Origin of the sequence: Streptomyces sp. NPDC101219, from assembly GCF_044767675.1 — a bacterium.
Lineage (GTDB): Bacteria > Actinomycetota > Actinomycetes > Streptomycetales > Streptomycetaceae > Streptomyces.
In genome coordinates, this window is the sequence record NZ_JBIWOK010000001.1 from 533,850 (window position 1) to 559,651 (window position 25,802).

A 25,802-nucleotide genomic window follows, 5' to 3' on the forward strand; every position below is an offset into this window, starting at 1 on the left:
GGGGTTCAGCGGCGCCCGGCCGGGGGGCCGCTGCGATACGGAGGTGAAGACGATGGGACACGGCGGAAACGTCATCGACGAGCTGGTGACCGACCACCGGGAGGTCGAGGAACTCTTCGGCAAGATCGAGGCGCTGCCGCCCGGCCACAAGGACCGCAAGCTGTACGCCGACCAGGCCACGATCGAGCTGGTGCGGCACTCGGTGGCCGAGGAGGCCTACCTCTACCCGGCGGTGCGCGAGCACGTGGCCAACGGTGACGCCCTGGCGGACCGGGAACTGCGGGACCACGCCGAGGCCGAGCAGATGATGAAGGACCTCGAGGGCTGCGACGCGGGCGACGCCGAGTTCGACCGGCTCATCGGCATGCTGATGAGCGAGATCCGCGAGCACATCGCGGACGAGGAGCAGAACCTCTTCCCCCTGCTGCGCGCGGCCTGCGGCCCCGAGGAACTCGACCGCCTCGGCGACAAGATCCGCCAGGCGAAGAAGACCGCGCCGACCCGGCCGCACCCGGCCGCCCCGGACAAGCCCCCGGCGAACAAGCTGCTGGCGCCGGGCGCCGGGATGGTGGACCGGCTCCGGGACGCGCTGAGCGGCCGCGGCAAGGCCGACTGACCTCCGGGTCACGGCGCCGGGGACACCCAAGGAGGGGCCCGTCGGGGAGACGGGCCCCTCCCACGTGCCCGGGTGCCTCGTGAACCGTCCCCGGCCCCCTTGTGAGCAACCCCACTCACACCCCAACGCCCGTGCGCGCCCGCCCCTTTGGCGCCTGCCGGGCCCGGCGGCACCGCCCACCGGACATGACTCGGCGACCTCGTCTGCCACGATGGTCCGCGCCGTGTCCCGGTGCCGGGGGCCGCCGCGCGACGCAGCCGGTGCTCCGCCTCCCGCGCCCCCTCGCCCGGAGTCCTCCGGCTCGTCCCCGAGTAGCGCCCTGTGTCTTCCTCCTCCACCCCTGCCCGGCCCGCCCCTGCCCGCGACGCCGCTCCACCGCCCGCCGGGAAGGGGTCCCACTCGCCGTGGCGGTCCCTGCGCCACCGCAGCATGCGCTGGTGGTCCGTCGCCAACCTCGTGTCGAACGCCGGCACCTGGATGCAGCTCACGGTGCAGAACCTGCTGGTGCTGGAGATCACCGGGTCCGCCGCCGCCACCGGCCTGTCCATGTCGGTGCAGGCCGCCCCCGCCCTGCTGATGAGCCTCCTCGGCGGCGCCGTGGTCGACCGCTGGCCCCGGAAGCTGACGGCCGCCGTCAGCCAGGCCCTGCTCGGCGCGATCGCCTTCACCACCGCGGTCCTGGTCGCCCTGGACCGGCTCGACCTGACGTCCCTGATGACCCTGGCCGCCGTCACCGGCATCGTCGCCACCGTCGACGGGCCGGCCTGCGCCCTGCTCGGCAACGACCTGGTGCCCGCCGAGGACGTGCCCTCGGCCATCGGCGTGGGCGCGCTGGTGCACAACGCCGGGCGCCTCGCCGGTGCCGCGCTCGCCGGGGTGACCGTCGGTCTCCTCGGCACGGCCGCCGCCTACTTCGCGAACGGGATCTCCTTCCTCTTCGTCACCGCCGTCATCCCCTTCCTGCGCCCCGCGCGCGGCGCCGCCCGGCGCGTCGCCGGGGAGCGGGGGAGCGGTGAACGGGCCATGAGCATCCGCGAGGGCCTGGCCTTCTTCGTCCGCCGCCCCCGCCTGCTGGCGCTCGCCGGGGTCACCGGGGTCAGCGCGGTCTTCGGCCGCAACTACGCGCTCACCCTGGCCGTCCTCGTCACCGGCCCGCTCGCCGGCGGTGCCGGGGCGTTCGGCACGGTGTCCACCGTCCTCGCCGTCGGCGGCATCATCGGCGCGGTGCTCGGCGCCCGGCTGCGCAAGCCGTCCGTGCGCCTGGTCGGCGCCCTCGCGGCGGCGGGCGGGCTGCTGCAGGTGGTGGCGGGGATGTCGCCGTCGCTGGCGGTGCTGCTGGTGCTCGTGCTGCCGATGGCGGTGGTCGAGTCCGTCTCCGACACCGCGGGCACGGCCGTGCTGCAGACCGACCCGCCCGCCCGGCTGCGGGGCCGGGTCCTCGGCGTCTGGGGCAGCATCGGCACGGTGTGGGGCCTCGGCGGCCCGCCCGCCCTCGGCCTCCTCATGGAACTGGCCGGGCCGCGCGGCGCGCTCATCGCGGGCGGTCTGATCATCGCCGGCTGCATCGGCGCCGGCCACCTGCTGCGCGGCCGGCGCACCGCGGCGCCGGTCCTGCTGCCCGCGGAGCCGGGCGGGCCCGCCGTACGGCCCGCGCTCGGCCGGGCGGCCTGACGCCCCTCCCGCGGGCGCCGGGGTCAGGCGGCGGCTTCCGCCCGGAACCAGTCGATGGTGCGGCGCAGGCCCTCCTCGGCGCCTGTCCGCGGCTGCCAGCCCAGCTTGTCGCGGGCCAGGGTGATGTCGGGGCAGCGCACGGCCGGATCGTCCACCGGCCGTTCGATGAAGCGGATCTCGGAGTCCGACCCGGCGAGCTCGATGACCAGCTCCGCCAGCTCCAGCATGGTGATCTCACCGGGGTTGCCGATGTTGACCGGGCCGCGCAGGCCGTGCGCGGCCGCCGCGAGGATGCCGGCCACCGTGTCGTCGACGAAGCTCAGCGACCGCGTCTGGCGGCCGTCGCCGGTCACGGTCAGCGGCTCCCCGTCCAGCGCCTGCCGCACGAAGGTCGGCACGGCACGGCCGTCGTGGCCGCGCATCCGCGGGCCGTAGGTGTTGAACAGCCGCACGATGCACGTGTCGGTGCCGTGCGCGTCGGCGTACGCGGTGGTCAGCGCCTCGCCGAACCGTTTGGCCTCGTCGTAGACGCTGCGCGGGCCGACCGGGTTGACGTTGCCCCAGTAGCGCTCCTCCTGCGGGTTCTGCTGCGGGTCGCCGTAGACCTCGGAGGTGGACGCCAGGACGAAACGGGCGCCCGCCGCACGGGCGAGTTCGAGGGCGTTGCGGGTGCCGAGGCTGCCGGTCTCCATGGTGTGCAGCGGCAGCCGCAGGTAGTCGGCGGGGGAGGCGGGGGAGGCGAAGTGCAGGACGAGGTCCGGTGTCCGCCGCACCGGCAGCTCCTCGGCCACGTCGGCCTGCACCAGGGTGAACCCCGGACGGTCGAGCAGGGGGGCGATGTTCTCCGGCCGGCCGGTGCAGAAGTCGTCGACACAGGTGACGGCGGCGCCCGCGTCCAGCAGGGCGGCGCACAGATGGGAGCCGACGAAGCCCGCGCCGCCGGTGACGACGACGTGCTCCCAGTTCCGCGAGATGACGGTGCTCATGGCGATCGGCCTTCCGGGCGTCGGTGGACGGGCCCGGGTACCCAGGGCGTCGGACCCTCGGCCAGCGTGCGCCGTCCCGGGCCCCGCGGCACGGCCGCCTGGTACGAACCGGTGAGTGACGGAACGTGAGGGACGCGGAGCGTGAGCGGGACGCCGGGGGCGTCAGGCGGTGAGCGTGTGGTCCGGCGCGAGGCGGTCGACGAGGCCGGCGTGGTGGAGCGCGCTCACCGGGGCCAGCAGATCGGGGTGGCGCAGCAGGGCCGCGGCCCTGCGGTCCGCCTCGTCGGGTTCGAGCAGGCGCCGGAACTCGCCCGGGGCGGCGCCGGGGCCGTCCGCCGCGAGCGCGGCCACCGCGCGGGCCGCCAGCCGGGGATCACCGAGCAGACAGGCCGCCCAGCTGGCCACCACCTCGTCCACCCACGTCCGCCAGGCGTGGCGGTCGCCCGCCGCACCGCAGTCGTCGGCCGTGCCGGTGTCGGCGCCGGTGACCCAGTCGAGCCGGGCCGACCCGCCCGGGCCGGCCACGCCGACCAGCGCGGCGTCCATGGCCGTCGGGTAGCGCAGCCGGGCGGCGACGGTCACCGCCTGCCGGGCCTGCACCTCGCACAGGGCGGCGGACAGCGCACCGCCGGAGGCGGGGAAGGAGAGGGTCAGCCACTGCGCGGTCGCCGCGACGACGGGAGAGAGATCTGCGTGCACTGCGGGCCGTCCGAACGGTTGGGTAAGGTGAGCCTTCCTCGGCACCGTAGCCCGCCCCGCGAGCGGCCCGGAGTGATGTAAACCTCCTCCGCGGTGTGGGATCGGCCACACCGGTGCCCGGGCCCGGCGATCACCCGACGGGCGGAGTGTCCCGGCAGGCCGCCGGGGCACCCGCCGACCATGGACGTACTCAGCCGCCCCCTGGGTGACCGCACGCTGCCCCTGCTCGTGGAGGGATACGGCTGGCTGCCCAACCGCATGCGCGACAGTGCCGGCCCGGTCGTCCGGACCCGGCTTTTGGGACGGCCCGCCCTGGCCCTGCGCGGGCCCGACGCCGTGCGGTTCTTCTACGACGAACGCAACGTGCAGCGGCACCGCGCCATCCCCGAACCGGTGCTCGGCACCCTGTTCGGCCACGGGGCCGTGCACACGCTCGACGGGCCCGCCCACCGCTCCCGCAAGGGGCTGTTCCTGCCGCTGACGGAGCCGGACCGGATCGCCCGGCTCGTCGACCACGTCACCCAGGCCTGGGACGAGGCGGTCCAGGCCTGGAGCGGGCGGGACTCCGTGGTCCTCTTCGACGAGGCGAGCACCGTGCTCACCCGCGGTGTCCACCGCTGGGCCGGCGTCCCGCTGGACGGCGCCGAGGCGGAGTCGACCGCCCGGGACATGATCGCCATGGTCGACGGGTTCGCCACCGCCGGACCCCGCCATCTGCGGGCCCGCAGGGCCCGCGCCCGGCAGGAGGAGCGGCTGACCGCCCTCGTGACCGGGGTCCGCGCGGGCCGTGTCCCGGCCCCGGCGGGATCCGTGCTGGACCTGGTGTGCCGGCACCGGGACGCGGAGGGCGGCGTGCTGGACGCGGACACGGCCGCGGTCGAACTCCTCAACGTCCTGCGCCCGACGGTCGCCGTCAGCTGGTTCGTCGCCTTCGCCGCCCACGCCCTGCACCGCTGGCCCGGACACCGGGCGGCGCTGCGCGCGGGTGATCCCGCGTTCGCCGCCGCCTTCACCCACGAGGTGCGCCGCTTCTACCCCTTCGTGCCCTTCCTCGGCGGCCTGGCCGTCCGCGACCTGGAGTGGCGGGGCGAGGCGCTCCCGGCGGGCGGCCTCGTGGTGCTCGACGTGTACGGCCAGAACCACGACGAGGAGCTGTGGGGCGACCCGTACGCCTTCCGCCCGGAGCGGTTCCGGGACCACGCGCCCAACGGCGACACGCTGATCCCGCAGGGCGGGGGCGACACCCGCACCGGACACCGCTGTCCCGGCGAGGGCGTCACCGTCGGCGTGCTGGAGGCGCTCACGCAGCGGCTGGCGCGCCTGGAGTACACCGTGCCCGAGCAGAACCTGACGATCGCCCTGCACCGCGTGCCCACCCGCCCGCGCAGCGGCGTCGTCGTCACCGGGGTCCGCCCGCCGGGGTGAGGAAAACGCCAGGGGTCCGGGCCCGGCCCGCGGCGCCCGCATGCCCCGGCCGGGCAGCCCGCTCCCGTATGACGTTGCCGGGTCCGGACGGCTGAGAGCCGAAGACCCCGGCCGGCACCCGGCACGCACACGGCGGCGCCGGCCGCGGCACCGGGGCCGCCGCCGGCGCCGGAGCGCGCCGCCGGAAACGGTGTCAGACGCGCTGCCACAGGGCCGGGGTACCGGCGGGTGCCCACGCGCTCTGCGCCTGGTGGGTCTGCAGGCACCGGTAGCTGACGCCGTCACGGGTCACCGTGGCACCGGCCTCGTAGACCCGGCCGGCCGTCCACGCCCGCGGGTCGCCGTCCTGGGGGAGCGGGGCGGCCGCCTGCCCGGCGGCGGTGGTCAGGGTGAGACCGAAGTCGGCGAGGACGGGGTTCACCGGCTGGTAGAACGTCGTGCCGCCCCTGGTGCAGTCACCGGAGCCGCCGGAGGTGACGCCCTGCGCCTGGGAGCCCGCGAGGTAGGGGCCGCCGGAGTCACCCGGCTCGGCGCACACCGTGGTCCGGGTCAGTCCGTCGACCCGTCCCTCGGCGTAGCTGACGCTCGTGTCGTGCTGCTGGATGGTGCCGCAGTGCCATCCGGTGGTCGAGCCGGAACGGCACACGGACGCCCCGACCAGGGCCTGCACCGAGCCGGTGACCTGGACGACCTCGCCGTCCTGCGCCTTGACGCCGGGCGTGGCCGTCCACTGGTCGTTGGTGGCCACCCAGGCCATGTCCTTGCCGGGGAAGGTGGACGCCTCGAAGGTGCCCTGCGCGGTCCGGTCGAACCCGGTCGTCGTGTCACCGGGGTCGCCGCAGTGCCCGGCGGTGACGAAGCCCGGCTGTTCGTCCGCGGTGACGGAGAACCCGACCGAGCAGCGGGCCGAGTCGTCGATGTAGAAGGCGTCGCCGCCGGTGATGTCCGCCAGCAGGCGTGGCCGCTGCTCGGCGACCCGGACGGCCACGTCCTGCCCCGCGAGCCCGGCGGCCTCCACGAAGGCGGTCCCCGCGGCCTCGTCGAGCGCCTCCACGACGACCCGGTTCGCGGTGACGTCGACGTACCACAGCGGGGTGTCGGCGGTGTCCCGGCCGGCGGCGGCCGCGTCCAGCTTGCCCTTGGCCGCCGTGAGGTCGGCCAGGGTCCGGCCGACGACCGCGGCTTCGGCGCCCTGCTCCCGGATGGCGGGGACGTCCGCCGCGTCGGTGGTGGCGACCGTGAGCTCGCCGGAGGTCGCGCCGCGCACCCAGGCACCGGCGAACCGGTCGCCGAGGGAGGCGCGCAGGACACCCGCCCGGGTGCCCGCCTCGGCCTCGTTGACCAGGCGTTCGGAGGCCTGGGCGGAGGTCAGGTCCAGGTCCCGCCCGAGGGCCTGGAGCAGGTGCGCCGACGGCCGGTCGGCGCCCAGCGTCTGGGCGGCGCCGGGCACCGGCCCGGCGGTGGGGGCCGGTTCGGCGGCCACGGCGGAGGGCGCCGCGGCCAGGGCGAGGGCGCCGAGGGCGGCCAGGGCCGCCCGGGCGGCGGTCCCGGCGTGTCTGTGGACCATGCGGTGGGTCTCCTTCGTTCGGTGGCGGGCTGCCGCGAGCGGTCGACGTCCTGTCGTCACCTCGGCGCCGGTCCCGCGACGTCCGGCACGGCCCCAGTCCTTGCCCGCGGCGTCCGGCGGGATGTCACCGGGGGCACCTTTTCGCGCGCTTTGGGGAACCGGACGGGCGCCATGTGCAGTACGGGGGGCGCGGCGGGGTGCGCCGGCGCGGTCAGACGGGCCGCAGGCCGGGCGATCCGGCCTCCGTGACGAAGGAGGCCGTGGTGGTGACGGGGGCGCCGGGGGTGGTCACGGCGGTGACGGTGCGGAAGTCGGCGCGGGCGCTGTGCCGTCCCAGTTCGACCCGCAGGTAGCCGCGCCGCCCGTCGTAGTGCTTCAGGTGCGGGTTGGCCCGCATGTAGGTGTCCCAGTTGGCCGGCCGCTCCACGCCGTCCCGCCCGCTGGTCACGGAGGTGCAGGTGAGTTCGGTGCCCAGGGTGGCGGAGTCGGGGTCGTCGAAGTCGTCCTTGATGTCGAGGGCGTACGCGACGTGGACGTCGCCGGTGAGGACCAGCCAGTTGCCGGCGCCGGCGGCCTTCGCGCCCGCGACGACGCGGTCGCGGTTGGCGCGGTAGCCGTCCCAGGCGTCCATGGACAGCTTCGCCCGCGCGTTGAGGTCCAGTCTCCGCTGGGAGAAGCACACCTGCTGGGGCATCACGTTCCACAGCGCGGTCGACGCCGCCCAGCCGTCGATCAGCCAGCGCTCCTGGGCGTCCCCGGTGAGACTGCGCGCCGGGTCGTCGCTCTCCGGTCCCGGAACGTGCGGCGCGTCGCCGTAGGCCTGGTCGGAGCGGTACTGGCGGGTGTCGAGGATGTCGAACTGGGCGAGGGAGCCCCACCGGAGCCTGCGGTACACCTGCGCGTCGGGGCCCTGCGGGATCTGGGCGGCCCGCAGCGGCTGGTTCTCCCAGTAGGCCCGGTGGGCGGCGGCGCGGCGCACCAGGAACCGCTCCGGAGGGCTGCCGTTCTCGTCCCGGTCGGCGGCGTAGTTGTTCTCCGTCTCGTGGTCGTCCCACGTGACGACGAACGGGTGCGCCGCGTGCGCGGCCCGCAGGTCGGGATCGCTCTTGTAGAGCGCGTACCGCATCCGGTAGTCGGTCAGGGAGGACGTCTCCCGGTTGAACACCGGGGGCAGCACCCGGTCGGTGTACCCGCGGGCACCGCCCGCGGAGTTCACCGCGTACTCGTAGAGGTAGTCGCCGAGGTGGAACACCAGGTCGACGTCCTCCTCAGCGACGTGCCGGTGCGCGGTGTAGTAGCCGTCGTGGTACGCCTGGCAGGCCACGGCGGCCAGGCGCAGACCCGGCACGGCGCTGCCGGCCGGGGGAGCGGTGCGGGTGCGGCCCGTGGGGCTGATCCAGCTGCCGGTGCGGAACCGGTAGTGGTACGGGGTGCCGGGGATCAGGCCGCGCACGTCGACGCGCACGCTGTGGCCGTACTCCGGATGGGCGAGGGCGGTGCCCCGCTGCACCACCACGGCGAAGGAGTCGTCCAGCGCGACCTCCCAGGACACCGGCACGCGCCGCTGCCCCAGCCCGCCGTCGGCCTCGAAGGGGGCGGGGGCGAGCCGGGTCCACAGGAGCACCGAGTCGGGCCGCGGGTCGCCGGAGGCGATGCCGAGGGTGAACGGGTCGGCGGTGAGGCGGGCCCCGTCGAGTTCCGTGGCGGCGAACGCTCCGCGGGAGGGGAGATTGGTGGTGAACGCGAGGGCGGCGGCGGCCGCGGTGACGGTGAGGAAGCGACGGCGGGCCAGGCGCGGGGCGGCGCCGCGCAGTTCGGCGTCGTGCGGGGAGGCGGCATGCTCACGGAGGCGGCCGGTCGGCGCCATCGGGTGTCCTCTCGGGGGCGGGCGGATCGGTCGACGAACGGCACGACGAGCGATACGGCCCCCGGCGGTCGCCCCGCGCAGGCCGGCGGCGAGCCCGGCCGGCCGGCGCGGTCCGCCGCCCGTGCCCGGTGTGTGGCGACAGCGATCACGGGAGGCGGAGCCTGCATGGTAAGCAGGCAAAATGCTTGAACCGGGCGCACCGGGCGGGCCGTTCACACAAGAGGCGGTACGCGGGACCCGGCGCGCACGACGACAGCGCCGCCGGCGGACGCCGACGGCGCTGGGGGAGCGGGGCGGTGGGGGGAGTGGTGCAGCGGGCCGGGCTCAGCCGGCGGGCCGGGCACCCGGGCCGGAGACCACCCGTTCCCGGACCGGCAGGTGGTACACGTGGAACGCCCGGCCGATGACCGGCTGGGCCACGTTGCGGACCTTCACGCCCCCCGTGGTCATGCCGTGTTCGGTGCCCGCGTGCGCATGGCCGTGCACGGCGAGATCGGCACCCGCCGTGTCGATCGCCTCGGCCAGCAGATAACTGCCCAGGAACGGATAGATCTCCAGCGGCTCCCCGGCCAGGGTCTCGGGCACGGGGGAGTAGTGGGTGAGCGCGACCCGCGCGTCGCAGACCTCGCCCGCCAGCCCCTCCAGCGCGGTGCGCAGCCCGTCGGCGCACTCCCGCGAGTGCCGCACGAACTCCTTCATCACCGGCTCGCCGAACTCCCCGGCGCTGCGCCCCGGGAAGCCGCCGCCGAACCCCTTGGTGCCGGCCACCCCGATGCGGGCGGAACCGGTGTCCACCACCGTGCCCTCGCCCTCCAGCACCCGGGCGCCGGCGTCCCGCAGCAGCGACATGACCTCCCCGGGGCGGTCGTCGTGGTGGTCGTGGTTGCCGAGCACCGCCACCACGGGGACGCCGAGCCCCCGGATCTCGTCGGCCACCACCCGGGCCTCCTCGACGGTGCCGTGCCGGGTGAGGTCCCCGGCCAGCAGCAGCACGTCGGCGCACTCGGGCAGGGTGTCGAAGGCGGGCCGCAGCAGACCCCGGCTGTCGGGGTCCAGATGGATGTCCCCCACGGCGGCGATGCGGATCATGTCAGCTCCTCCGCGTGGTCGGGCGAGGAGGCGTCGGCGACCACCAGGTCGCAGTGCACCTCCAGTCCGGTCAGCTCCTCACGGACGGTGCGCAGCACCTCCTCGCGGCACGGGGCGGAGGGTACGGTCCCGGTGACCAGCACCGCCCCGCCGCGCACCTCGACGCGCACACCGAGTTCGCCGGGCTCCCCGGCCGCGAGCCGCTCCTGGAGGTGGGCGACGCGGTACTCCGGGCTCTGCTCCGGGGGCACGCCGCCCGCGGAGGCGGTGCCTTGGCTGCTCATGGGTGCTCCTCTCCTCGGGCCTTCGGACGCCGCGCATGCGCACGGTGGCCTCCGGCGGCGCCCTCACGTCCCGGGGCGCCGGATGACGTCCAGCCGCTCCAGCAGGTAGAAGAAGGCGGACGGCATGGGCTCGTCCCCGCAGTCGCGGCGCACCCGCTCCCAGTCGACCTTCTCCCGCAGCGCGCGTGCGATGGGCAGCACCGCGCCGAAGTCGCAGTGGTGTTCGGAGAACGCGGCCATCAGGCTCCACAGCAGGTCGGTGGGCGCCAGGACCGGCATCCGCACCGACTCCACCGGGAGTTCCTCTGCCCGGCCGAGCATCTCCGCGGAGACGGGCCGGTGCGCCATCTCGAAGATGATGTCCACGTCCTGGCCGAAGCACCGCGCCTTGATCAGCCAGTCCTCCGGCGGGGTGTAGACGGTCAGCCCCGCCTCCCGGAGGGTGGCCGCCACCCGTTCGGCGTCCTCGGGCAGCACGCAGAAGTCGACGTCGTGCTGGAGGTTGCCGCTGCCGCCGTGGGCGTACACGGCGACGCTTCCGGCCAGCGCGAACGGGTGCTCCGCTCGCTTGAGGACCGCGCCCACCTGCTTGGCGGCCTCCAGGATGGCCTGGTTGCGGTCGCGCGGCAGTTCCGCCTCCGGGCCGCCGGACGGTGCCACGCCCACCGGGGCCTGCCCGGCGACGTCCGTGGCCAGACGGAGGTCGGGGATCCCCGTCCGGCCCACGAACGGGGTGTCGTCACCGTTCTCCGTCATCGCCACTCCACTCCCTTCGTCCCGGACCGGGGTGCTCGGACCCGCCGCACATCCGGTCCGGGCCCGTGTTCCGCCCGTGCTGAGTACCCTCCGCGCCCGCCGCGACACGGGTCCGCCGGACGGCTTCCGGCAGCCCCCCGGGGGGTACGGCGGCGGACGCCCAGCGATGGCGGACGTCGCCCCTCCTGGTGAGGCTGGGGCCACCCGGCCCGCGTCCCAGGGAGCACCCATGCACCGTCCGCCGTCCTCACCACCGGCGCCTCCGCTCTGCCGTGCGCACCCGCCGCCGCGGCCGCTCCCACCGACGCCGAGGCCAGGGAGTGCATCGCGGGCGGCGGCATGATCGCCATCTCGGAGGAGGGCGCCGGGTCCCCGGCGTCCACCATGCGCTGCTCCGGGGGGGCCCACGACGGCGGGACGGTCGTCCGACGGCCCGCCCGGCGGCCGACCCGGGCCGTCCCGGAGCGCGCCGGAGGCGAACCAGGCCGAATATGGGGCCGAGGACAGGGAAACCGACCATCGCCCCGGAGACGCGCTCGTGGAGGTCGTCATGGACCAGGACACATCTCGCTCGCCCGATCTTCCCCCGCCCCTGCGGGCCGTCGTCTCGGGGCTGAAGCACCTGCCGGGAGCCGAGCAGGCCGGAAAGGCCGCCGGCGGCGCGCTGGACGCGATCGGCGCGGTGTCGCCGCGCGGCCGCCGCATGGCCGTCTACGCCGGGGCCGGAGTGCTCGGCGTGGCCGGACTCGTCGAGTGGCCGGTGGCCGTGACCGGTGCCGCCGTCGCCTGGCTCACCCGGCCGCGCCCCGGGCACGGGCCGGAGACGGGACCCGCCGACGGTACCGGGGCGCACGGCGCGCGCCCCGCCGCGGAGACCGCCCGGACCGGCTCCGGCGACGCCCCGGCCGCCGACCTCGGCCCCGGTGACCGTCTGGAGTCCTCCCGCCGCCGCCCCCGTCCGCCCGCACCCACGGCGCACGAACAGCCGGCGAAGGTCGGCGACACGGCCACGGCCTCCGCGCTGAAGCAGGTCGCCGAGGCGACCGCGCACCACGACCCCCACCACGAAGCCCCGCACCCCGCCCGGCAGCCGGACGCGGACGCGGCCGACGGCGCCGGCCGGCACGACGGCTGAGCCGAGGAACCGGGACCCCCACAGATGCTCACACGAATCGACGTCGCCCCCCTCGCCGGCGCCGTGGCCGGGGCCGCCGCGGGCGCCGCCCGCACCACCGCCCAGGGCCTGACGTCCGCCCACACCACCACCCGCCGCATCGGCCACGTCGCCCGCAACGCCCTGTCCGGCGGACGGCACTGGCGCGCGGGACACCGCTTCCACCTCGCCCTGCACGGCGCCGGGGACGACGCCGCCCCCCTCGCCCGCAAGGTGGCCGCCGAACTCCTCGACCACCCCGACGTGCTGACCGCGTACTGGGACGCGGGACTGTCCCGGCTGGTGGTGACCGCGGTCGGGGACGCCGCCGCCGACCGCGTGACCGAGCGGGCCACCGCCCTCGCCACTCGGCTCGGCCTCGGCGAGGGAACCGGACCCGGACCGGACGACGACACCCCCCACCCCGGGGACCCCCGCGAGGTCCGCGTCGCCGCCGCCGCCCTGCTGCTGAACGCGGCCGGCGCCGCCGGAGCCCTGGCCGGCCGGTCCCTGCGCCTGCCCCCCACCCCGAAGACGGTCACCGCCACCGTGACCCTGCTGCGCGAGAACCCCCAGTTCAAGGCGATGCTGCGGCGCCGACTCGGCAGGAGCGGCATGGAACTCGTCCTGGCCGCCGCCAACGCCGCCGCGCACGGCGCGGGCCAGTCCCCGGTGTCCCTCCTCCTCGACGGACTGCTGCGCGCCGGCCAGCTGGCCGAGGCGACGGCCCGGACCGCCGCCTTCGAGGCCCTGCACGACGACCTCTGCCGCGAGCAGCGCACCAGCCTGCCCCCGCCCGACGGCGTCCGCCCGCCGCTGCGGGTGACACCGGCCCAGGAGTACGCGGCCCACGCCGGCACCGGCAGCGTCGCGGGCGCCGCCGCCACCCTGCTGGTCACCCACGACACCCGGGAAGCGGCCGAGGCGGTCCTCGCCGGGTCGCCCAAGGCCGCCCGCTACGGCCCCGCGGCCTTCCACGCGGCCCTGGGCACCTTCCTCGCCCGGGCCGGGATCCTGGTGCTCGGCACCGAACGGCTGCGGCAACTGGAGATCGCCGACTCCCTCGTCCTGCACGCCGACGCCCTGCGCGGCCGGCCGCACGACGCCGCCGCCCCCTCCGACGGCCTGCCCGACGACCCGGTCGACCCGTTCGCCGAAGCCGTCCTGGACGCGGCCCGCCGCGCCGGACTGCACGTCGTCATCACCGGCGGCCCCGGCCTGCGGGACATCACCCGCCTCGCCGACGAAGTCGCCCCCGCCGACCTGCCGTTCGGGGACGTGGTCCGGTCCCTGCAGAACGACGGGCACATCGTCGTGGGCGTCGCCCGGCCGTCCCCCGGCGGCGACGACGACATCGCGGAGGGGCTGCCCGCCGGGGACGTGGCCATCGCCCTCACCGGCGACCGCGCGGCGGTCCCCTGGGGTGCCGACGTGCTCGCGCCCGGACTGACCGACGTGGTGCTGCTCCTCGCCGCCATCCCCGCCGCCCGCCGTGTCGGCCGCCGCTCACAGACCCTCGCCCGGGCCGGCGCCGCCCTGTCCGGGCTGATGGTCGCCCGCGGCGGCACACCCGCCGGCCGCACCTGGCAGCTGCTGACCCGGCACGGGCCCGTCAACATCGCCGCCCTGAACGCCCTGTTGGCCGGCTGGATCGAGGCCGCCCGGGTGGCCCGCGCCACTCCGCCCGAGCCCCGGCTGCACATTCCGTGGCACGCCCTGGAACCCCACGAGGCCCGCGACCGGCTGCGCCGCGACGACACCGCGGACGAACCCGGCGGCCTCGCCCTCCTCACCGACCGCGCCCGGCAGCAGGCCGCCCGCCTCGCCCGCCATCCCGTGGCCGGGCCCGCCCGCTGGACCTGGCAGGCCACCGGCGCGGTCCGCCGGGAACTCGACGACCCGCTCACCCCCGTGCTCGCCACCGGCGCGGTCGCCTCCGCGCTGCTCGGCTCCCTCGTCGACGCGCTGCTCGTCGTCGGGGCCATGGACCTCAACGCGGTGGCCGGCGGCCTCCAGCGGCTGCGCGCCGAGCAGGCCCTGGCCCGGCTCGCGGCCCGGCAGCAGCCCAAGGCCCGCCGCCAGGACGCCCGTCGGCGCACCGTCACCGTCGACGCCGCCCGGCTGCGCCCCGGCGACCGCATCGACCTGGGCGCCGGTGACGTCGTACCGGCGGACGCCCGCCTGCTGGAGGCCGACGGCCTGGAGGTCGACGAGTCGTCGCTCACCGGGGAGTCGCTGCCCGTGACCAAGGACGTCGGCCCGACCCCCGGCGCACCGGTGGCCCGGCGGACCTGCATGGTCTTCGAGGGCACCACCGTGGTGGCCGGACACGCCACCGCGCTCGTGGTCGACACCGGCGACAGCACCGAGGCCGGCCGCGCCGTCGCGCTGGCCGCCCGCACCCCGCCGCCCGCCGGGGTCCAGGCGCGGCTGCAGGAACTCACCCGAAAGGCCCTGCCGGTGACGCTCACCGGCGGCGCCCTGGTGACCGCGCTGTCCCTGCTGCGCGGCAGCCCGGTGCGGCGGGCCGTCAGCGGCGGTGTGGCGGTGGCGGTCGCCGCCGTCCCCGAGGGCCTGCCGCTGGTCGCCACGGTCGCGCAGATGGCGGCCGCCCGGCGGCTGTCCCGGCGCGGCGTCCTGGTCCGCACCCCGCGCACCCTGGAGGCGCTGGGCCGGGTCGACACCGTCTGCTTCGACAAGACCGGCACCCTCACCGAGAACCGGCTCCGCCTGGTCCGGGCGGCCACCGCCGACGGCACGGTCCACGCACCGGACGCCGAGGGCGCCCTGCCGGTGCTGCGGCTGGCCGCCCGGGCCTGCCCGCAGGAGGAGACGGGTCAGGGGCGCCGCGTCGCGCACGCCACCGACGAGGCGGTCCTCGACGTCGCCCCGCCCGACGACGCCTGGACGCCCTCCGGCGAACTGGCCTTCGAGGCCAGCCGCGGCTACGCGGCGGCCGTCGGCCGGGACGGCGACGCGGACACCGGCGGGCTCCTCGTCGTCAAGGGCGCCCCCGAGACGGTGCTGCCCGCCTGCCGGGACCTGCCCGAGGCGGCCACCCGCACGGCCCACGAGCTGGCCGGACAGGGGCTGCGGGTGCTCGCCGTCGCCCGGCGCCCCTGCCCGGCCGAGGACCCGGCCGACGCGCTCGACGCCGACCTGGGGGGCCTGGAGTTCGCCGGGCTGATCGCCCTCGCGGACGTCCCGCGCGACACCTCCCGGGCCCTGCTCACGGACCTGCGCGGGCTGGGCATCGACCCCGTCATGCTCACCGGCGACCACCCGGAGACGGCCCGCGCCATCGCCCTCCAACTGGGCTGGCCGGAGGAGACGGAGGTCGTCACGGGGGACGAACTGGTCGCCATGGGCAGGCGCGACCGGGTGCGGGCCCTGCACGGCGCCGCGGTCGTCGCCCGGGTCGCCCCCGAGCAGAAGCTGCACGTGGTGGAGGCCCTGCAGCAGGCCGGCCGGGTCGTCGCGATGGCCGGCGACGGCGCCAACGACGCGGCCGCCATCCGCGCCGCCGACGTCGGCGTCGGCATCGAGACCCGGGGCTCGGCGGCCGCCCGGAACGCCGCCGACCTCGTGGTCACCAACGGGGACCTGTCGCCGCTGGTGGACGCGGTCGCCGAGGGGCGCGCGCTGTGGCGCAGCGTCGCCGACGCGGTGAGCATCCTCATCGGCGGCAACGCCGGCGAGGTCGGCTTCAGCGTGCTGGGCACCCTGCTCGCCGGGGCTTCTCCCCTGTCGACCCGTCAGCTGCTGCTGGTCAACCTGCTCACCGACATGTTCCCGGCCATGGCCGTCGCGGTGACACCGAGCGACGACCCCTCCACGGCCGTGCACGCCGAGACCGGCCCGATGGGTCTGGACGTGCTCGGCGCGCCCCTGCTGCGGGCCATCCGGCGCCGGGGCGTGACCACCTGCCTCGGCGCGGTCACCGCCTACCTCATCGGCCGCGTCACGCCCGGCACCGAGCGCCGGGCGACCACCATGGCGCTGTGCGGAGTCGTCGGCGCCCAGCTGGTGCAGACCCTCTCCGGCCGCCGCCACAGCACCCTGGTGTGGGCGACCGCGCTGGGGTCCGCCGCGGTCCTGGCCGCGCTCGTGCAGACACCCGGCGTCAGCCACTTCTTCGGCTGCACCCCGCTCGGCCCGGTGGCCTGGTCGGGCGTGGCCTTCGCCATCGCCCTGTCCGCCCTGGCGCCGCGCCTGGAACGGCTCGCCCCGGTCCGCGGCCTCTACGCCGCGGCGTCCCGCGGTGCCGTGCGGCTGGGCGAGTACGTCGAGCAGCTCCGCCGCCTCCTGCACAGCGGCGTCGCGCGTCCCGTGGCGGCCTGACGGGCGGCGCGCGAGCGGCCCGGGCGGGCGGCGCGGGCCGGGACCGGGCGGTCCGGGCCACCGGTCCGGGCCCTTCGGCCCCATGCGCGCGGCGGCCGGGTGGCCCACCCTGGAAGAGGTGACACCGTGCCGCCGCGCGCGTGGTGCGAGCGCCTTCGGCAGGACCGGCGCGGCGCGGTGTGCGGGACCGCGCGAGGAGGTGACGACCCATGGCGAGGACGCGGGGTGAGTGCCCCCGCAGGGTGCGGTTCTGGCGCTGGAGGCGGAATCCGCTGCGGCGCCGCAGCGATGTGATCGAGGCCTGGCTGCTGCTCACCACGCTGGTCCTGGGCATCGTCCTCGGCGGGTTCGGTGCCCTGGCCGCCGCCGGGGCGGTGGACGACTCGCTCGCCGAACGCCGGGCGTCGAGCCGCGAGGTGCGCGCCGTGCTGACCGAGGACGCGGCCCGTGCCCTGCCCGCGCCCGCCCCCGAGAGCGGCGACACGCGGGTGTGGACGAAGGTGCGCTGGACGGCGCCCGACGGCACCGGGCGGACCGGCCGGGCACGGGCCGACGCGGACGCCGAGGCGGGCAGCGCGGTCACGGTGTGGACCGACCGGGAGGGACGGCTCGTCTCCGAGCCGCCCGGCGGAGCCGAGGCGCGCTTCCAGACCCTGATGGCCGGGGCCACGGTCGCGGCCACCGCCGGAGGCATGGCGCTGCTCGCCGCGTGGGTGCTCAGGACCCGGCTGCTGCGGCGGCGCGCGGCGGAGTGGGAGACCGAGTGGCGGCTGGTCGAACCGGCCTGGCGGAAGCGGATGACGGGCTGACGGACGGCGCTCCAGCGCGGTCCCCGGCGGGGCGGCACAGCGTTGACCTGCGCAGTTGCAAAATTTAGCAATTGCATACATGCTATAAGTCGTAATCCCGTGGAATTCCGGGCGGGCCGAGAGCGCCCGCCCGCCGCCGTGTGCGGCCCGGACCGCGGGAACCGCAGCCACCGGGAGAACGAGGAGTCGTGTCCGTACCTATGGCGCGGGCCGGAGTCCTGTCCCGGTTCACCGCGCTGCTGCCCGACCGCACCGATCTGCGCCAGATGCGGCGCCGTCCGCGCCGTGACCTGCTCGCCGGTCTGACCGTCGCCGTCGTCGCCCTGCCGCTCGCCCTCGGCTTCGGCGTGTCCTCCGGGCTGGGCGCCGAGGCCGGGCTGGCCACCGCCGTGATCGCCGGCGCGCTCGCCGCCGTGTTCGGCGGTTCCAACCTCCAGGTGTCCGGGCCCACCGGGGCGATGACGGTGGTGCTGGTGCCCATCGTCGCCGACCACGGCCCCTCCGGAGTGCTCACCGTCGGCCTGATGGCCGGACTGATGCTGGTCGTCCTGGCCCTGCTGCGGGCCGGGGGCAGCATGCGCTACGTGCCCGCACCCGTGGTGGAGGGCTTCACCCTCGGCATCGCCTGCGTGATCGGGCTCCAGCAGATCCCCAACGCCCTCGGGGTGTCCCCACCGGACGCCGAGCGGGTCCTGGAGGTCGCCTGGCTGGCCCTGCAGGACTTCGCGCGCAGCCCGGACTGGGCCGCCCCGGCCCTGGCCGTCGCCGTGGCTGCGGTCATGCTGCTCGGCGCGCGCTGGAAGCCGACCGTGCCCTTCTCCATCCTCGCGGTGATCGGCGCCACCCTGCTGAGCGAGGCCGCCGGTCTCGGCGTACGCCCCATCGGGGACCTGCCGTCCGGCCTGCCCGCCCCCTCGCTCGGCTTCGTCGACACCGCCGCCCTCGGCAGCCTGGTCGCCCCCGCCGTGGCGGTGGCGGCGCTGGCCGCCCTGGAGTCGCTGCTGTCCGCGTCCGTCGCCGACGGCATGACCGTCGGACAGCGGCACGACCCGGACCGGGAACTCTTCGGCCAGGGCATCGCCAACATCGCCTCCCCGCTGTTCGGCGGCGTCCCCGCGACCGGCGCCATCGCCCGCACCGCCGTCAACGTGCGGACCGGCGCCACCTCCCGGCTGGCGTCCCTGGCGCACGCGGCCGTCCTCGCCGTGATCGTCTTCGCCGCCGCCCCGCTGGTCTCGCGGATCCCGCTCGCCGCCCTCGCCGGTGTGCTGCTGGCCACCGCCGTCCGCATGGTCGAGGTCGGTTCGCTGCGCGCGATGGCCCGCGCCACCCGCTCCGACGCGCTGATCCTCGTCCTGACCGCCGTCGCGACCCTCGTGCTCGACCTCGTGCTCGCGGTCATCATCGGACTCGCCGTCGCCGCCGTCCTCGCCCTGAGCGCGGTCGCCCGCCAGGCCCGGCTCGCCCCGCTGCCCCTCGACCGGCAGGGCGACCACAGCGACGCGGAGCACGAACTGCTCACCGAGCAGATCGTCGCCTACCGCGTCGACGGCCCGCTGTTCTTCGCCGCCGCCCACCGCTTCCTGCTGGAGCTGACGGAACTCGCCGACGTGCGGGTGGTCATCCTGCGCATGTCCCACGTGAGCGTCGTCGACGCCACCGGCGCCCTGGTCCTGAAGGACGCGATGGAGAAGCTGGCACGGCGCGGCATCGTCGTCATGGTCTCCGGGATCCGCACCGAACACCGCCAGGTCCTCGACTCCGTGGGCGTCCTGGACCTGCTGCGGGACGGGGACGGGGAGTACGCCACCACCCCCGAGGCGATCCGCGCGGCCCGCGACCTCCTGCACCGCACCAGCGTGTTCCCGCCGGCCGGCACCGCCGACCCCGCACCGGTCGTCCCGCCGCCCGGACGGCCGGCGCCCACCTCCGCCGCGGCGCACGCGGCCGCCCGGGAGACACCATGACGACGATCCTCACGCCGGCCGCCCTCCCGCACCGGCACGTCCTGACCCTCCCGACGGAGCCGGCCGCCGTCCGGGTAGCCCGCGAGACCGCCGAACGGGCGCTGGCGGAATGGGGGATCGACCGGCACCACCCGGCCGTCGGTCCCGCGCTGCTCATCCTCGGCGAACTGGTCACCAACACCGTCCGGCACGCCGCCGCGGTCTCCCCGCAGACCACCGTCGTCTACGCGGCGGGCCCGGACTGCCTCGTCCTCGCCGTGCACGACCGCCACCCCCACCGGCCGAGCCTGCTCACCCCGGCACCGGGCCGCGGCACGGGCGGCCTCGCCACCGTCACCGAACTCACCCACGGTCTCGGCGGCACCGCCGTGGTGCGGGGGGACTCCGACGGCCGGGGCAAGAGCGTGTGGATCACGCTCCCCCTGTGACGGGCGGGACCCGGGCCCGCACGACGGCGCGCAGGCAGGGAGTTGCTAGTGTCGGACACCGTCGAGGCCGGGAACGGGCGGACGGATGAGGCGAGGGACTCGGGGCCGGCCGTCGGGGCCGTGCCGCCGCGCCGGAAAGGGAACGGCACGATGACCACGCCGCTGTACCAGCTGAAGGCCGAGTTCTTCAAGACCCTGGGTCACCCGGCCCGCATCAGGGTGCTGGAACTGCTCAGTGAGCGCGAACACGCGGTCGCGGAGATGCTGCCCGAGGTGCGCATCGAACCCGCGCACCTCTCCCAGCAGCTGGCGGTGCTGCGGCGGGCGAACCTGGTCGTGGCCCGCAAGGAGGGCTCCACCGTGTACTACTCGCTGACGAGCCCGCACATCGCCGAGCTGCTCCGGGTGGCCCGCACCATCCTGTCCGGCGTGCTCGCCGGCCAGGCCGAACTGCTCGCCGACCTGAGGGCCTCCTCGCAGAACGAACCCGGACAGCAGCCGTAGGCCCACCCCCGCGGACCGCCGCGCCGGGCGCGGGCCTCCCACGCCCGGTCAGTCCGCGGACGGCCCCGGACCGCGACGGCAGTGCAGGAACAGGTGGGGCTCCGGAGCGGCGTCCGCATGCGTCGGCCGGAACATCACGCTCTGCTCCGACAGCACCGTCAGACCCGCCTCACGCACCAGGGCGACCACGTCCTGGGCGGCGAAACTGGTGAGCCGGACCCGCTGCCCCATGAAGACGCCCTCGAAGTTCTCCACGTCCAGCGGCACGGTGGCCAGCACCAGCAGCCCGCCCGGCCGCAGTGCCCGAGTCAGCCGCCGGACCACCGCGGCCTGCCCGGCCCGGGACATCAGCAGCAGCGAGAAGTACACGCAGACCGCGTCGAACGACTCCTCCTCCAGCGGCATCGACGCGACGTCGGCGCAGCGGAACTCCGCCTCCGGAACCCGGCGCGACGCCAGCTCCGTCATCACCGGGGAGACGTCCACCCCCAGCACCCGGTGGCCCGCCCCCGCCAGCACGGCGGCCGTCGGCCGTCCGGTGCCGCTGCCCGCGTCCAGCACCCGGCTGCCCGCCGGGAGCCGCTCCAGCAGCCACTCCAGCGACGCCCGGTGCGCCGGCGAACCGGCGAACGCCTTCTCGTACTCGCCGCCCAGCGCGTCGAACACGGCTGCTGCCGATGACCTGTGACCCTCGTCGACCAACCCGCACTCCGTCTCCGCGTACCGATGCCGGGCATGCTGCCACCCGTCACGAGCCGTGACAACGGGACCCCGCCGCCCGGCGCGCCCCCGGCCCGGCTTGCGGAGCCGGGCCGGGGCACGGCAGGGTCGGGGCGTGCCCACTCTCCTGATCGTCCATCACACGCCCTCGCCGAACTGCCAGGCCATGTTCGAGGCCGTCCTGTCCGGGGCGACGGCGCCCGAGATCGAGGGGGTCCGGGTGGTGCGGCGGGCGGCGCTGGCCGCGACCGCCACCGACGTCCTGGAGGCCGACGGCTACCTCCTGGGCACCCCCGCCAACCTGGGCTACATGTCGGGGGCCCTCAAGCACTTCTTCGACCAGATCTACTACCCCTGCCTGGACAGCACCCGGGGCAGGCCCTTCGGCGCCTTCGTGCACGGCGGCAGCGACGTCACCGGGGCACTGCGCGCCCTCGACACCGTCACCACCGGCCTGGGCTGGCGCCGCGCCGCCGACCCGGTGACCGTGACGGGCGCCCCCGGCAAGGCCGACACCGAGCGCTGCTGGGAACTGGGCGCCACGCTCGCCGCCGGCCTCACGGACTGACCCCGCCGGGGCGTCAGGCGCCGTCCAGGCGCCGGCGGTCCTCCTCGTCCCAGGCGCGCGTGTCGCGCGGCTCGGTGTACGGCTCCTCCTCGGGCGGATGGCCGCCCGCGATGGCCCGCTGCCGGGCGATCTCGGCGTCGAACTCCAGCCCCAGCAGGATCGCCAGGTTGGTGATCCACAGCCAGATCAGGAACACGATGACACCGGCCATGGTGCCGTAGGTCTTGTTGTACGAGCCGAAGTTGGCGACGTAGAAGGCGAAGCCGGCGGAGGCCAGCAGCCAGATCACCAGGGCCAGGAAGCTGCCCGGTGTGATCCAGCGGAAGCCCTTGACCTTGGCGTTGGGGGTGGCCCAGTACAGCAGCGCGATCATGAAGACCACCAGCACCACCAGCACCGGCCACTTGGCGATCGACCACACCGTGATCGCCGTGTCCCCGAGGCCGAGGAAGTCACCGGCCCGGCGCGCCAGACCGCCGGTGAAGACCACGATCAGCGCGCTGGCCACCGCCAGCACCATCAGCACGACCGTCACCCCGAGCCGTACCGGCAGCACCTTCCAGACCGGCCGGCCCTCCGGCACGTCGTAGACGGCGTTCGCCGAGCGGATGAACGCGGCCACGTAGCCGGACGCCGACCACACGGCCAGCACCAGGCCGAGGATCGCCACGAGCGACCCGGTGCCCGCGTTGCCCTGCAACTGCTCCACGGCCCGGGTGATGATGTCCCGGGCCGGGCCCGGGGCCAGGTCCTGGACGTTCTCCAGCACCTTGTCCGTGGTCGACTGCCCGGCCAGGCCCAGCAGCGACACCAGCACCAGCAGGGCCGGGAACAGGGCCAGCACCCCGTAGTAGGTGAGCGCGGCGGCCCGGTCGGTGAGCTCGTCCTTCTTGAACTCGCGCAGGCTGCCCTTGAGCGCCGCGCCCCAGGACTGCTTCGGCAGCCCCGTGGGGCTGTCCGGCGCCGCCCGTTCCACGTCGTCGTCGGGGCCCGGCCGGGAGCCGGCCGCCCGCCGCGCGCTGTCGTCCGGGCCCGGTCCGGGACCCGCCGCGGGCTCCGTACCGGAACCCGGGCGGACGTCGCCGTCCGCGGCCTCGCCCTCGTGCCGGGTGTTCCGCCCCGGAAGATGCAGTTTCATGCGCACCGGGTAACCACCGAACCCGGCGCTAAGCCAGAACGCCGGCCGCCGGAGGAAAGATACTTGTGGGAGCGCTCCCATCCGGGCAGGATCGACACCATGACGTCGCAGCCCCTGATCCGCCCGTACGACTCCGCCGATCGCCTCGCCCTGGACGACATCTGCATCCGCACCGCGCACAACGGCCTCGACAGCCGCCCGCACTACCGGGATCCCGGCATCCTCCCGGACATCTTCGCCGCCCCCTACGTCCACCTCGAACCGAATCTCGCCTTCGTGCTGGACGACGGGCGGGGGCGCGCGGTCGGCTACATCCTCGGCACCGCCGACACCCCCCGCTTCACCGCCGCCTTCCGCAGCGAGTGGCTCCCCCGGGTGGCCGACCGCTATCCCGAACCGGCCGGGGAGCCCGCCACGCCGGACGAGGCGATGGCCCGGCTGCTGCACCGCCCCGAGCGGATGGTCCTGCCCGAACTCGCCCCGTACCCCGCCCATCTCCACATCGACCTGCTGCCCGAGTGGCAGGGGCGGGGCCACGGACGGGAGTTGATGCGGAGCTTCCTCAACGCCCTGCGCGACGCCGGGGTTCCGGCCGTCCACCTCGTGATGTCGACCGCCAACAAGCCCGCCCGGGCCTTCTACGACCGGATGGGCTTCCACGAGATCGTCACCTCGCTCGACCCGACGGTCGCCTGCCTCGGCCGGACGACCGAGGACGCCGGCCGCCTCTGATTCTTCCGTCCGGCCCCACCCTCGCCGCCCCGCACTCCGCGCCCCGCCGCCCTCGCCCCGACCTGCGTCGATCCCCGTCCGGGGCAGGGGAGTCGGAAGGGGAACGCGAGGCCCCGGGGGCGGCCGGGGCGTCGGATACGGCGAAGATTTCGTGCGGCCTTTGAACACCCGGCGGTCCGCCTGCGTATGGGGCGTGGGAATTCCATGCCGACCCCCCGCTACAAAGCGTAGGAGTACTGCCTTGGCACGCAACACACGCAGACGCCCGAAACAGCGCGCGACGCTCGCCGCCTTCGCCCTGATCCTGGGCGGAGGCGGGATGATGGCGGCCAACGTCTACGCTTCCGCGACGGAAGACGGCGGCGACACCGCGCAGGTGTTCTCGGGCGCCACGATCGACTGCCCCGACGTGGCCACCGAACTGACCTCGGTCCCCGACGAGGCGCGGGCGGAGGTGGACAAGGAACTCGCCGCCCTGGACGCACAGATCGCCGACGCCTACAAGCGGATCGGGGAGTCCGCCGACGCCCTGCGGCAGGACCCGGCCTTCGCGCAGAACGCGATCGCCGGCCCGCTCACGGAGAAGCGGTCCGCGACCCTCGCCCGCATCGCCACCGCCATCGACCGCGTGGGCGACCGCCCCGAGGGCCTCGACGAACTCGCCGCCTGCGAGGTGCGCGAGTCGGGCAACGCCCCGGCGGAGCCGGAGGCTGGCCAGGACGGCGGCGACAACGGCGGCCAGGGCGGACAGGCCGGCGACGCGGACGGCGGCCAGGACCAGCAGGGCGAGGAGCAGGGCCAGGGCCAGGAGGGCCAGGGCGGAAACGGCGGCCAGGCCGGCAACGGCCCGGTGGCCGGCGACTACGTCGACATCAAGAGCGTCCAGCCGAACGTCTCGGCGCCCGAGCCGTCGAAGAACGCCTCCCGCGGTACCTTCGTCAGCGAGTGCGGCGTCAACGAGAACGGCCTGTTCAACTCGGACAACGTGATCGCGGCTCCGGGTGTCGCCAACGGCGCCCACCACTTCCACGACTACATCGGCAACCAGGCCACCAACGCCTTCTCCAGCGACGACGACCTGGCGGGCGCCGAGACCAGCTGCGCGGACCAGGGTGACAAGTCGTCGTACTACTGGCCGGTGCTGCGTCTGCAGAACGGTGTCGAGGAGCGCGACGCGAACAGCCCGGGCGGTGGCATCGAGGGCAACGTCGGTGAGATCGTGACACCCAAGGAGGTCACGCTGACCTTCGAGGGCAACCCGCAGGGCGAGGTCACCGCGATGCCGCGGTTCCTGCGCATCATCACCGGTGACGCGAAGTCGTTCGTCAACGGCCCGGCCAACGCCAACGCCTCCTGGAGCTGCACGGGCTTCGAGGACCGGCAGCTGACGGACAAGTACCCGCTGTGCCCCGAGGGCAGTGACGTGGTGCGCACCTTCGACTTCCAGAGCTGCTGGGACGGCCGCAACACCGACAGCGCCAACCACCGCACGCACATGGCGTTCGTGGACGAACAGGGCAACTGCCCGTCCGGCTTCAAGCCCGTTCCGCAGCTGGTGCAGCGCATCGTCTACGACGTCGACGCGCCGAGCCTGAACGACGGCGGCAAGACCGTCCCGCTGTTCGCGGTGGACTCCTTCCCGGAGCAGCTGCACAAGCCGATCACGGACCACGGCGACTTCATCAACGTCTTCGACGAGGACCTGATGAACGAGGTCGTCTCCTGCATCAACGAGGGCCGCACCTGCGGCGCCGGGGGTGACGGCGGCAACGGCGGCGGCGACGACGGCAACGGCAACGGCGGCAACAACGGCGGCAACAACGGCGGCGACAAGCCGGAGGAGCCCACGGCCGAGCCCGAGGACCCGAACCAGGGCGGCGACCAGAACAACGGTGGCGACCAGGGCAAGGGTGACGACGGCAAGCAGAACGACGGCAAGCAGGACGACGGCAAGCAGAACGACGGCAAGCAGGACGACGGCAAGCAGGGCGGCGACCAGGGCGACGGCGGCCAGGAGCCGTCGAAGGCCCCGGCCACCCAGGAGCCGGCGGACGACAAGGGGGCCGAGAAGCCCGCTCAGCCCAACGTGAAGGCGTCGTCCCCCGCGGACGACGACCAGGACGCGGGCGCCGGCGGCAACGACGGCAAGGACGGCAAGGACGACGGCGGCCAGGCGGCCCAGGCCTCCCAGGTGCCCGGCAGCCTTCCGGAGCTGGAGAAGACGACCGGGGCGCAGGCCCAGGGCGGCAGCCTCGCCGAGACCGGCGCGCAGCTCTGGCCGGCCGCGGTCGGCGGAGTGCTGGTGATCTTCGGCTTCTTCGTCCTGCGGAGTGTCCGGCGCAACGCCTGATCCTCCACGGCACGTGCACGGCGGCAGGGCCCTCGGGCCCTGCCGCTTCGCGTTGCGCCGGCGTCCCGTCGGGCCCGCGCCGGTGGGCCCGCCGCGGCCCGACGGCCGCTACGACGGTGTGCGCGCGGGCGG

21 protein-coding genes are annotated in these 25,802 nt (G+C 75.6%); 12 read left to right on the top strand and 9 right to left on the bottom strand.

Translation table 11 applies throughout. The features are described 5' to 3' along the window. Positions 1-52 precede the first annotated feature (52 nt). Both ACIRPP_RS02470 and ACIRPP_RS02475 read left to right on the top strand, forming a co-directional pair. The gene (locus tag ACIRPP_RS02470; RefSeq protein WP_164339270.1) at positions 53-616 is read left to right on the top strand and encodes a hemerythrin domain-containing protein; all 564 of its coding nucleotides are present in this window, start codon (positions 53-55) and stop codon (positions 614-616) included. Positions 617-1,045: 429 nt separating this feature from the next. Then, positions 1,046-2,287, top strand: coding sequence for an MFS transporter (locus tag ACIRPP_RS02475; RefSeq protein ID WP_403637269.1), 1,242 nt, complete (start codon positions 1,046-1,048; stop codon positions 2,285-2,287). 23 nt (positions 2,288-2,310) lie between these two features. Here ACIRPP_RS02475 and ACIRPP_RS02480 read toward each other — a convergent pair whose 3' ends face one another. After that, positions 2,311-3,273 carry an NAD-dependent epimerase/dehydratase family protein gene (locus ACIRPP_RS02480; protein ID WP_403637271.1) on the bottom strand — a complete coding sequence of 321 codons (963 nt, stop codon included), beginning with the start codon at positions 3,271-3,273 and terminating at the stop codon, positions 2,311-2,313. A 162-nt stretch (positions 3,274-3,435) separates the two neighbouring features. After that, positions 3,436-3,972 (bottom strand): hypothetical protein, encoded by a 537-nt coding sequence (locus ACIRPP_RS02485; protein WP_403637273.1) that lies wholly within the window; start codon positions 3,970-3,972, stop codon positions 3,436-3,438. A 180-nt stretch (positions 3,973-4,152) separates the two neighbouring features. On the opposite strand from ACIRPP_RS02485, the gene ACIRPP_RS02490 reads away from it, so the two are divergent. Continuing rightward, positions 4,153-5,397 carry a cytochrome P450 gene (locus ACIRPP_RS02490; RefSeq protein WP_403637275.1) on the top strand — a complete coding sequence of 415 codons (1,245 nt, stop codon included), beginning with the start codon at positions 4,153-4,155 and terminating at the stop codon, positions 5,395-5,397. A 193-nt stretch (positions 5,398-5,590) separates the two neighbouring features. On the opposite strand, the gene ACIRPP_RS02495 is transcribed toward ACIRPP_RS02490, so the two are convergent. The 5 genes from ACIRPP_RS02495 to ACIRPP_RS02515 form a co-directional block, all read right to left on the bottom strand. Beyond that, a complete protein-coding gene (locus ACIRPP_RS02495) occupies positions 5,591-6,964 on the bottom strand; it encodes a trypsin-like serine protease (protein WP_403637277.1) in 1,374 nt (457 codons plus the stop codon). 211 nt (positions 6,965-7,175) lie between these two features. Next, positions 7,176-8,831 carry an alkaline phosphatase D family protein gene (locus ACIRPP_RS02500; protein WP_403637279.1) on the bottom strand — a complete coding sequence of 552 codons (1,656 nt, stop codon included), beginning with the start codon at positions 8,829-8,831 and terminating at the stop codon, positions 7,176-7,178. A gap of 324 nt (positions 8,832-9,155) precedes the next feature. Next, positions 9,156-9,920: a metallophosphoesterase gene (locus tag ACIRPP_RS02505; protein ID WP_403637281.1), complete on the bottom strand. Its 765-nt coding sequence runs from the start codon at positions 9,918-9,920 to the stop codon at positions 9,156-9,158. After that, complete coding sequence (locus ACIRPP_RS02510) at positions 9,917-10,204, bottom strand: BON domain-containing protein (protein ID WP_403637283.1); 288 nt, start codon at positions 10,202-10,204, stop codon at positions 9,917-9,919. The genes ACIRPP_RS02505 and ACIRPP_RS02510 overlap by 4 nt, the downstream gene beginning before the upstream one ends. A 63-nt stretch (positions 10,205-10,267) precedes the next feature. Then, positions 10,268-10,960, bottom strand: a complete 693-nt coding sequence (locus ACIRPP_RS02515; protein ID WP_403637285.1) for a nucleotidyltransferase family protein — start codon at positions 10,958-10,960, stop codon at positions 10,268-10,270. A gap of 550 nt (positions 10,961-11,510) precedes the next feature. Between ACIRPP_RS02515 and ACIRPP_RS02520 the strand changes: the two genes are divergently transcribed. The 6 genes from ACIRPP_RS02520 (at position 11,511) to ACIRPP_RS02545 (ending at position 20,162) form a co-directional block, all read left to right on the top strand. After that, positions 11,511-12,095, top strand: a complete 585-nt coding sequence (locus ACIRPP_RS02520; RefSeq protein WP_403637287.1) for a hypothetical protein — start codon at positions 11,511-11,513, stop codon at positions 12,093-12,095. Positions 12,096-12,119: 24 nt separating this feature from the next. Then, the gene (locus ACIRPP_RS02525) at positions 12,120-16,454 is read left to right on the top strand and encodes a cation-translocating P-type ATPase (protein WP_403637289.1); all 4,335 of its coding nucleotides are present in this window, start codon (positions 12,120-12,122) and stop codon (positions 16,452-16,454) included. A 209-nt stretch (positions 16,455-16,663) separates the two neighbouring features. Next, entirely contained in the window at positions 16,664-17,263 is a 600-nt protein-coding gene (locus ACIRPP_RS02530) for a hypothetical protein (RefSeq protein WP_403637291.1), read from the top strand. Positions 17,264-17,463: 200 nt separating this feature from the next. Further along, the gene (locus ACIRPP_RS02535) at positions 17,464-19,230 is read left to right on the top strand and encodes a SulP family inorganic anion transporter (protein WP_403637579.1); all 1,767 of its coding nucleotides are present in this window, start codon (positions 17,464-17,466) and stop codon (positions 19,228-19,230) included. Then, a complete protein-coding gene (locus ACIRPP_RS02540) occupies positions 19,227-19,658 on the top strand; it encodes an ATP-binding protein (RefSeq protein ID WP_403637293.1) in 432 nt (143 codons plus the stop codon). The genes ACIRPP_RS02535 and ACIRPP_RS02540 overlap by 4 nt, the downstream gene beginning before the upstream one ends. Before the next feature lie 150 nt (positions 19,659-19,808). Further along, entirely contained in the window at positions 19,809-20,162 is a 354-nt protein-coding gene (locus ACIRPP_RS02545; RefSeq protein WP_192232881.1) for a metalloregulator ArsR/SmtB family transcription factor, read from the top strand. Between the two features lie 48 nt (positions 20,163-20,210). Here ACIRPP_RS02545 and ACIRPP_RS02550 read toward each other — a convergent pair whose 3' ends face one another. Next, the gene (locus ACIRPP_RS02550) at positions 20,211-20,864 is read right to left on the bottom strand and encodes a class I SAM-dependent methyltransferase (RefSeq protein ID WP_403637295.1); all 654 of its coding nucleotides are present in this window, start codon (positions 20,862-20,864) and stop codon (positions 20,211-20,213) included. A 133-nt stretch (positions 20,865-20,997) separates the two neighbouring features. Between ACIRPP_RS02550 and ACIRPP_RS02555 the strand changes: the two genes are divergently transcribed. Then, positions 20,998-21,450, top strand: coding sequence for a flavodoxin family protein (locus tag ACIRPP_RS02555; RefSeq protein WP_403637297.1), 453 nt, complete (start codon positions 20,998-21,000; stop codon positions 21,448-21,450). 13 nt (positions 21,451-21,463) lie between these two features. Here the strand turns inward: ACIRPP_RS02555 and ACIRPP_RS02560 are convergent, their stop codons facing one another. After that, entirely contained in the window at positions 21,464-22,588 is a 1,125-nt protein-coding gene (locus tag ACIRPP_RS02560; protein ID WP_403637299.1) for a YihY/virulence factor BrkB family protein, read from the bottom strand. 99 nt (positions 22,589-22,687) lie between these two features. Here ACIRPP_RS02560 and ACIRPP_RS02565 point away from each other — a divergent pair, with 99 nt between their 5' ends. Together ACIRPP_RS02565 and ACIRPP_RS02570 are read left to right on the top strand one after the other, a co-directional pair. Continuing rightward, positions 22,688-23,320, top strand: coding sequence for a GNAT family N-acetyltransferase (locus ACIRPP_RS02565; protein WP_403637301.1), 633 nt, complete (start codon positions 22,688-22,690; stop codon positions 23,318-23,320). A 322-nt stretch (positions 23,321-23,642) separates the two neighbouring features. Further along, positions 23,643-25,670, top strand: coding sequence for a DUF1996 domain-containing protein (locus ACIRPP_RS02570; protein ID WP_403637580.1), 2,028 nt, complete (start codon positions 23,643-23,645; stop codon positions 25,668-25,670). Positions 25,671-25,802: the final 132 nt, after the last annotated feature.

What these genes read in the sequence shown, in the direction of transcription:
- ACIRPP_RS02490 (WP_403637275.1), top strand. Translation starts at nt 4,153, where the DNA reads ATGGACGTACTCAGCCGCCCCCTGGGTGACCGCACGCTGCCCCTGCTC.
- ACIRPP_RS02525 (WP_403637289.1), top strand. Translation starts at nt 12,120, where the DNA reads ATGCTCACACGAATCGACGTCGCCCCCCTCGCCGGCGCCGTGGCCGGG.
- ACIRPP_RS02520 (WP_403637287.1), top strand. Translation starts at nt 11,511, where the DNA reads ATGGACCAGGACACATCTCGCTCGCCCGATCTTCCCCCGCCCCTGCGG.
- ACIRPP_RS02540 (WP_403637293.1), top strand. Translation starts at nt 19,227, where the DNA reads ATGACGACGATCCTCACGCCGGCCGCCCTCCCGCACCGGCACGTCCTG.
- ACIRPP_RS02545 (WP_192232881.1), top strand. Translation starts at nt 19,809, where the DNA reads ATGACCACGCCGCTGTACCAGCTGAAGGCCGAGTTCTTCAAGACCCTG.
- ACIRPP_RS02560 (WP_403637299.1), bottom strand. Translation starts at nt 22,588, where the DNA reads ATGAAACTGCATCTTCCGGGGCGGAACACCCGGCACGAGGGCGAGGCC.
- ACIRPP_RS02495 (WP_403637277.1), bottom strand. Translation starts at nt 6,964, where the DNA reads ATGGTCCACAGACACGCCGGGACCGCCGCCCGGGCGGCCCTGGCCGCC.
- ACIRPP_RS02570 (WP_403637580.1), top strand. Translation starts at nt 23,643, where the DNA reads ATGGCGGCCAACGTCTACGCTTCCGCGACGGAAGACGGCGGCGACACC.
- ACIRPP_RS02470 (WP_164339270.1), top strand. Translation starts at nt 53, where the DNA reads ATGGGACACGGCGGAAACGTCATCGACGAGCTGGTGACCGACCACCGG.
- ACIRPP_RS02475 (WP_403637269.1), top strand. Translation starts at nt 1,046, where the DNA reads ATGCGCTGGTGGTCCGTCGCCAACCTCGTGTCGAACGCCGGCACCTGG.
- ACIRPP_RS02505 (WP_403637281.1), bottom strand. Translation starts at nt 9,920, where the DNA reads ATGATCCGCATCGCCGCCGTGGGGGACATCCATCTGGACCCCGACAGC.
- ACIRPP_RS02480 (WP_403637271.1), bottom strand. Translation starts at nt 3,273, where the DNA reads ATGAGCACCGTCATCTCGCGGAACTGGGAGCACGTCGTCGTCACCGGC.
- ACIRPP_RS02535 (WP_403637579.1), top strand. Translation starts at nt 17,464, where the DNA reads ATGGCGCGGGCCGGAGTCCTGTCCCGGTTCACCGCGCTGCTGCCCGAC.
- ACIRPP_RS02515 (WP_403637285.1), bottom strand. Translation starts at nt 10,960, where the DNA reads ATGACGGAGAACGGTGACGACACCCCGTTCGTGGGCCGGACGGGGATC.
- ACIRPP_RS02510 (WP_403637283.1), bottom strand. Translation starts at nt 10,204, where the DNA reads ATGAGCAGCCAAGGCACCGCCTCCGCGGGCGGCGTGCCCCCGGAGCAG.
- ACIRPP_RS02530 (WP_403637291.1), top strand. Translation starts at nt 16,664, where the DNA reads ATGGCGAGGACGCGGGGTGAGTGCCCCCGCAGGGTGCGGTTCTGGCGC.
- ACIRPP_RS02500 (WP_403637279.1), bottom strand. Translation starts at nt 8,831, where the DNA reads ATGGCGCCGACCGGCCGCCTCCGTGAGCATGCCGCCTCCCCGCACGAC.
- ACIRPP_RS02565 (WP_403637301.1), top strand. Translation starts at nt 22,688, where the DNA reads ATGACGTCGCAGCCCCTGATCCGCCCGTACGACTCCGCCGATCGCCTC.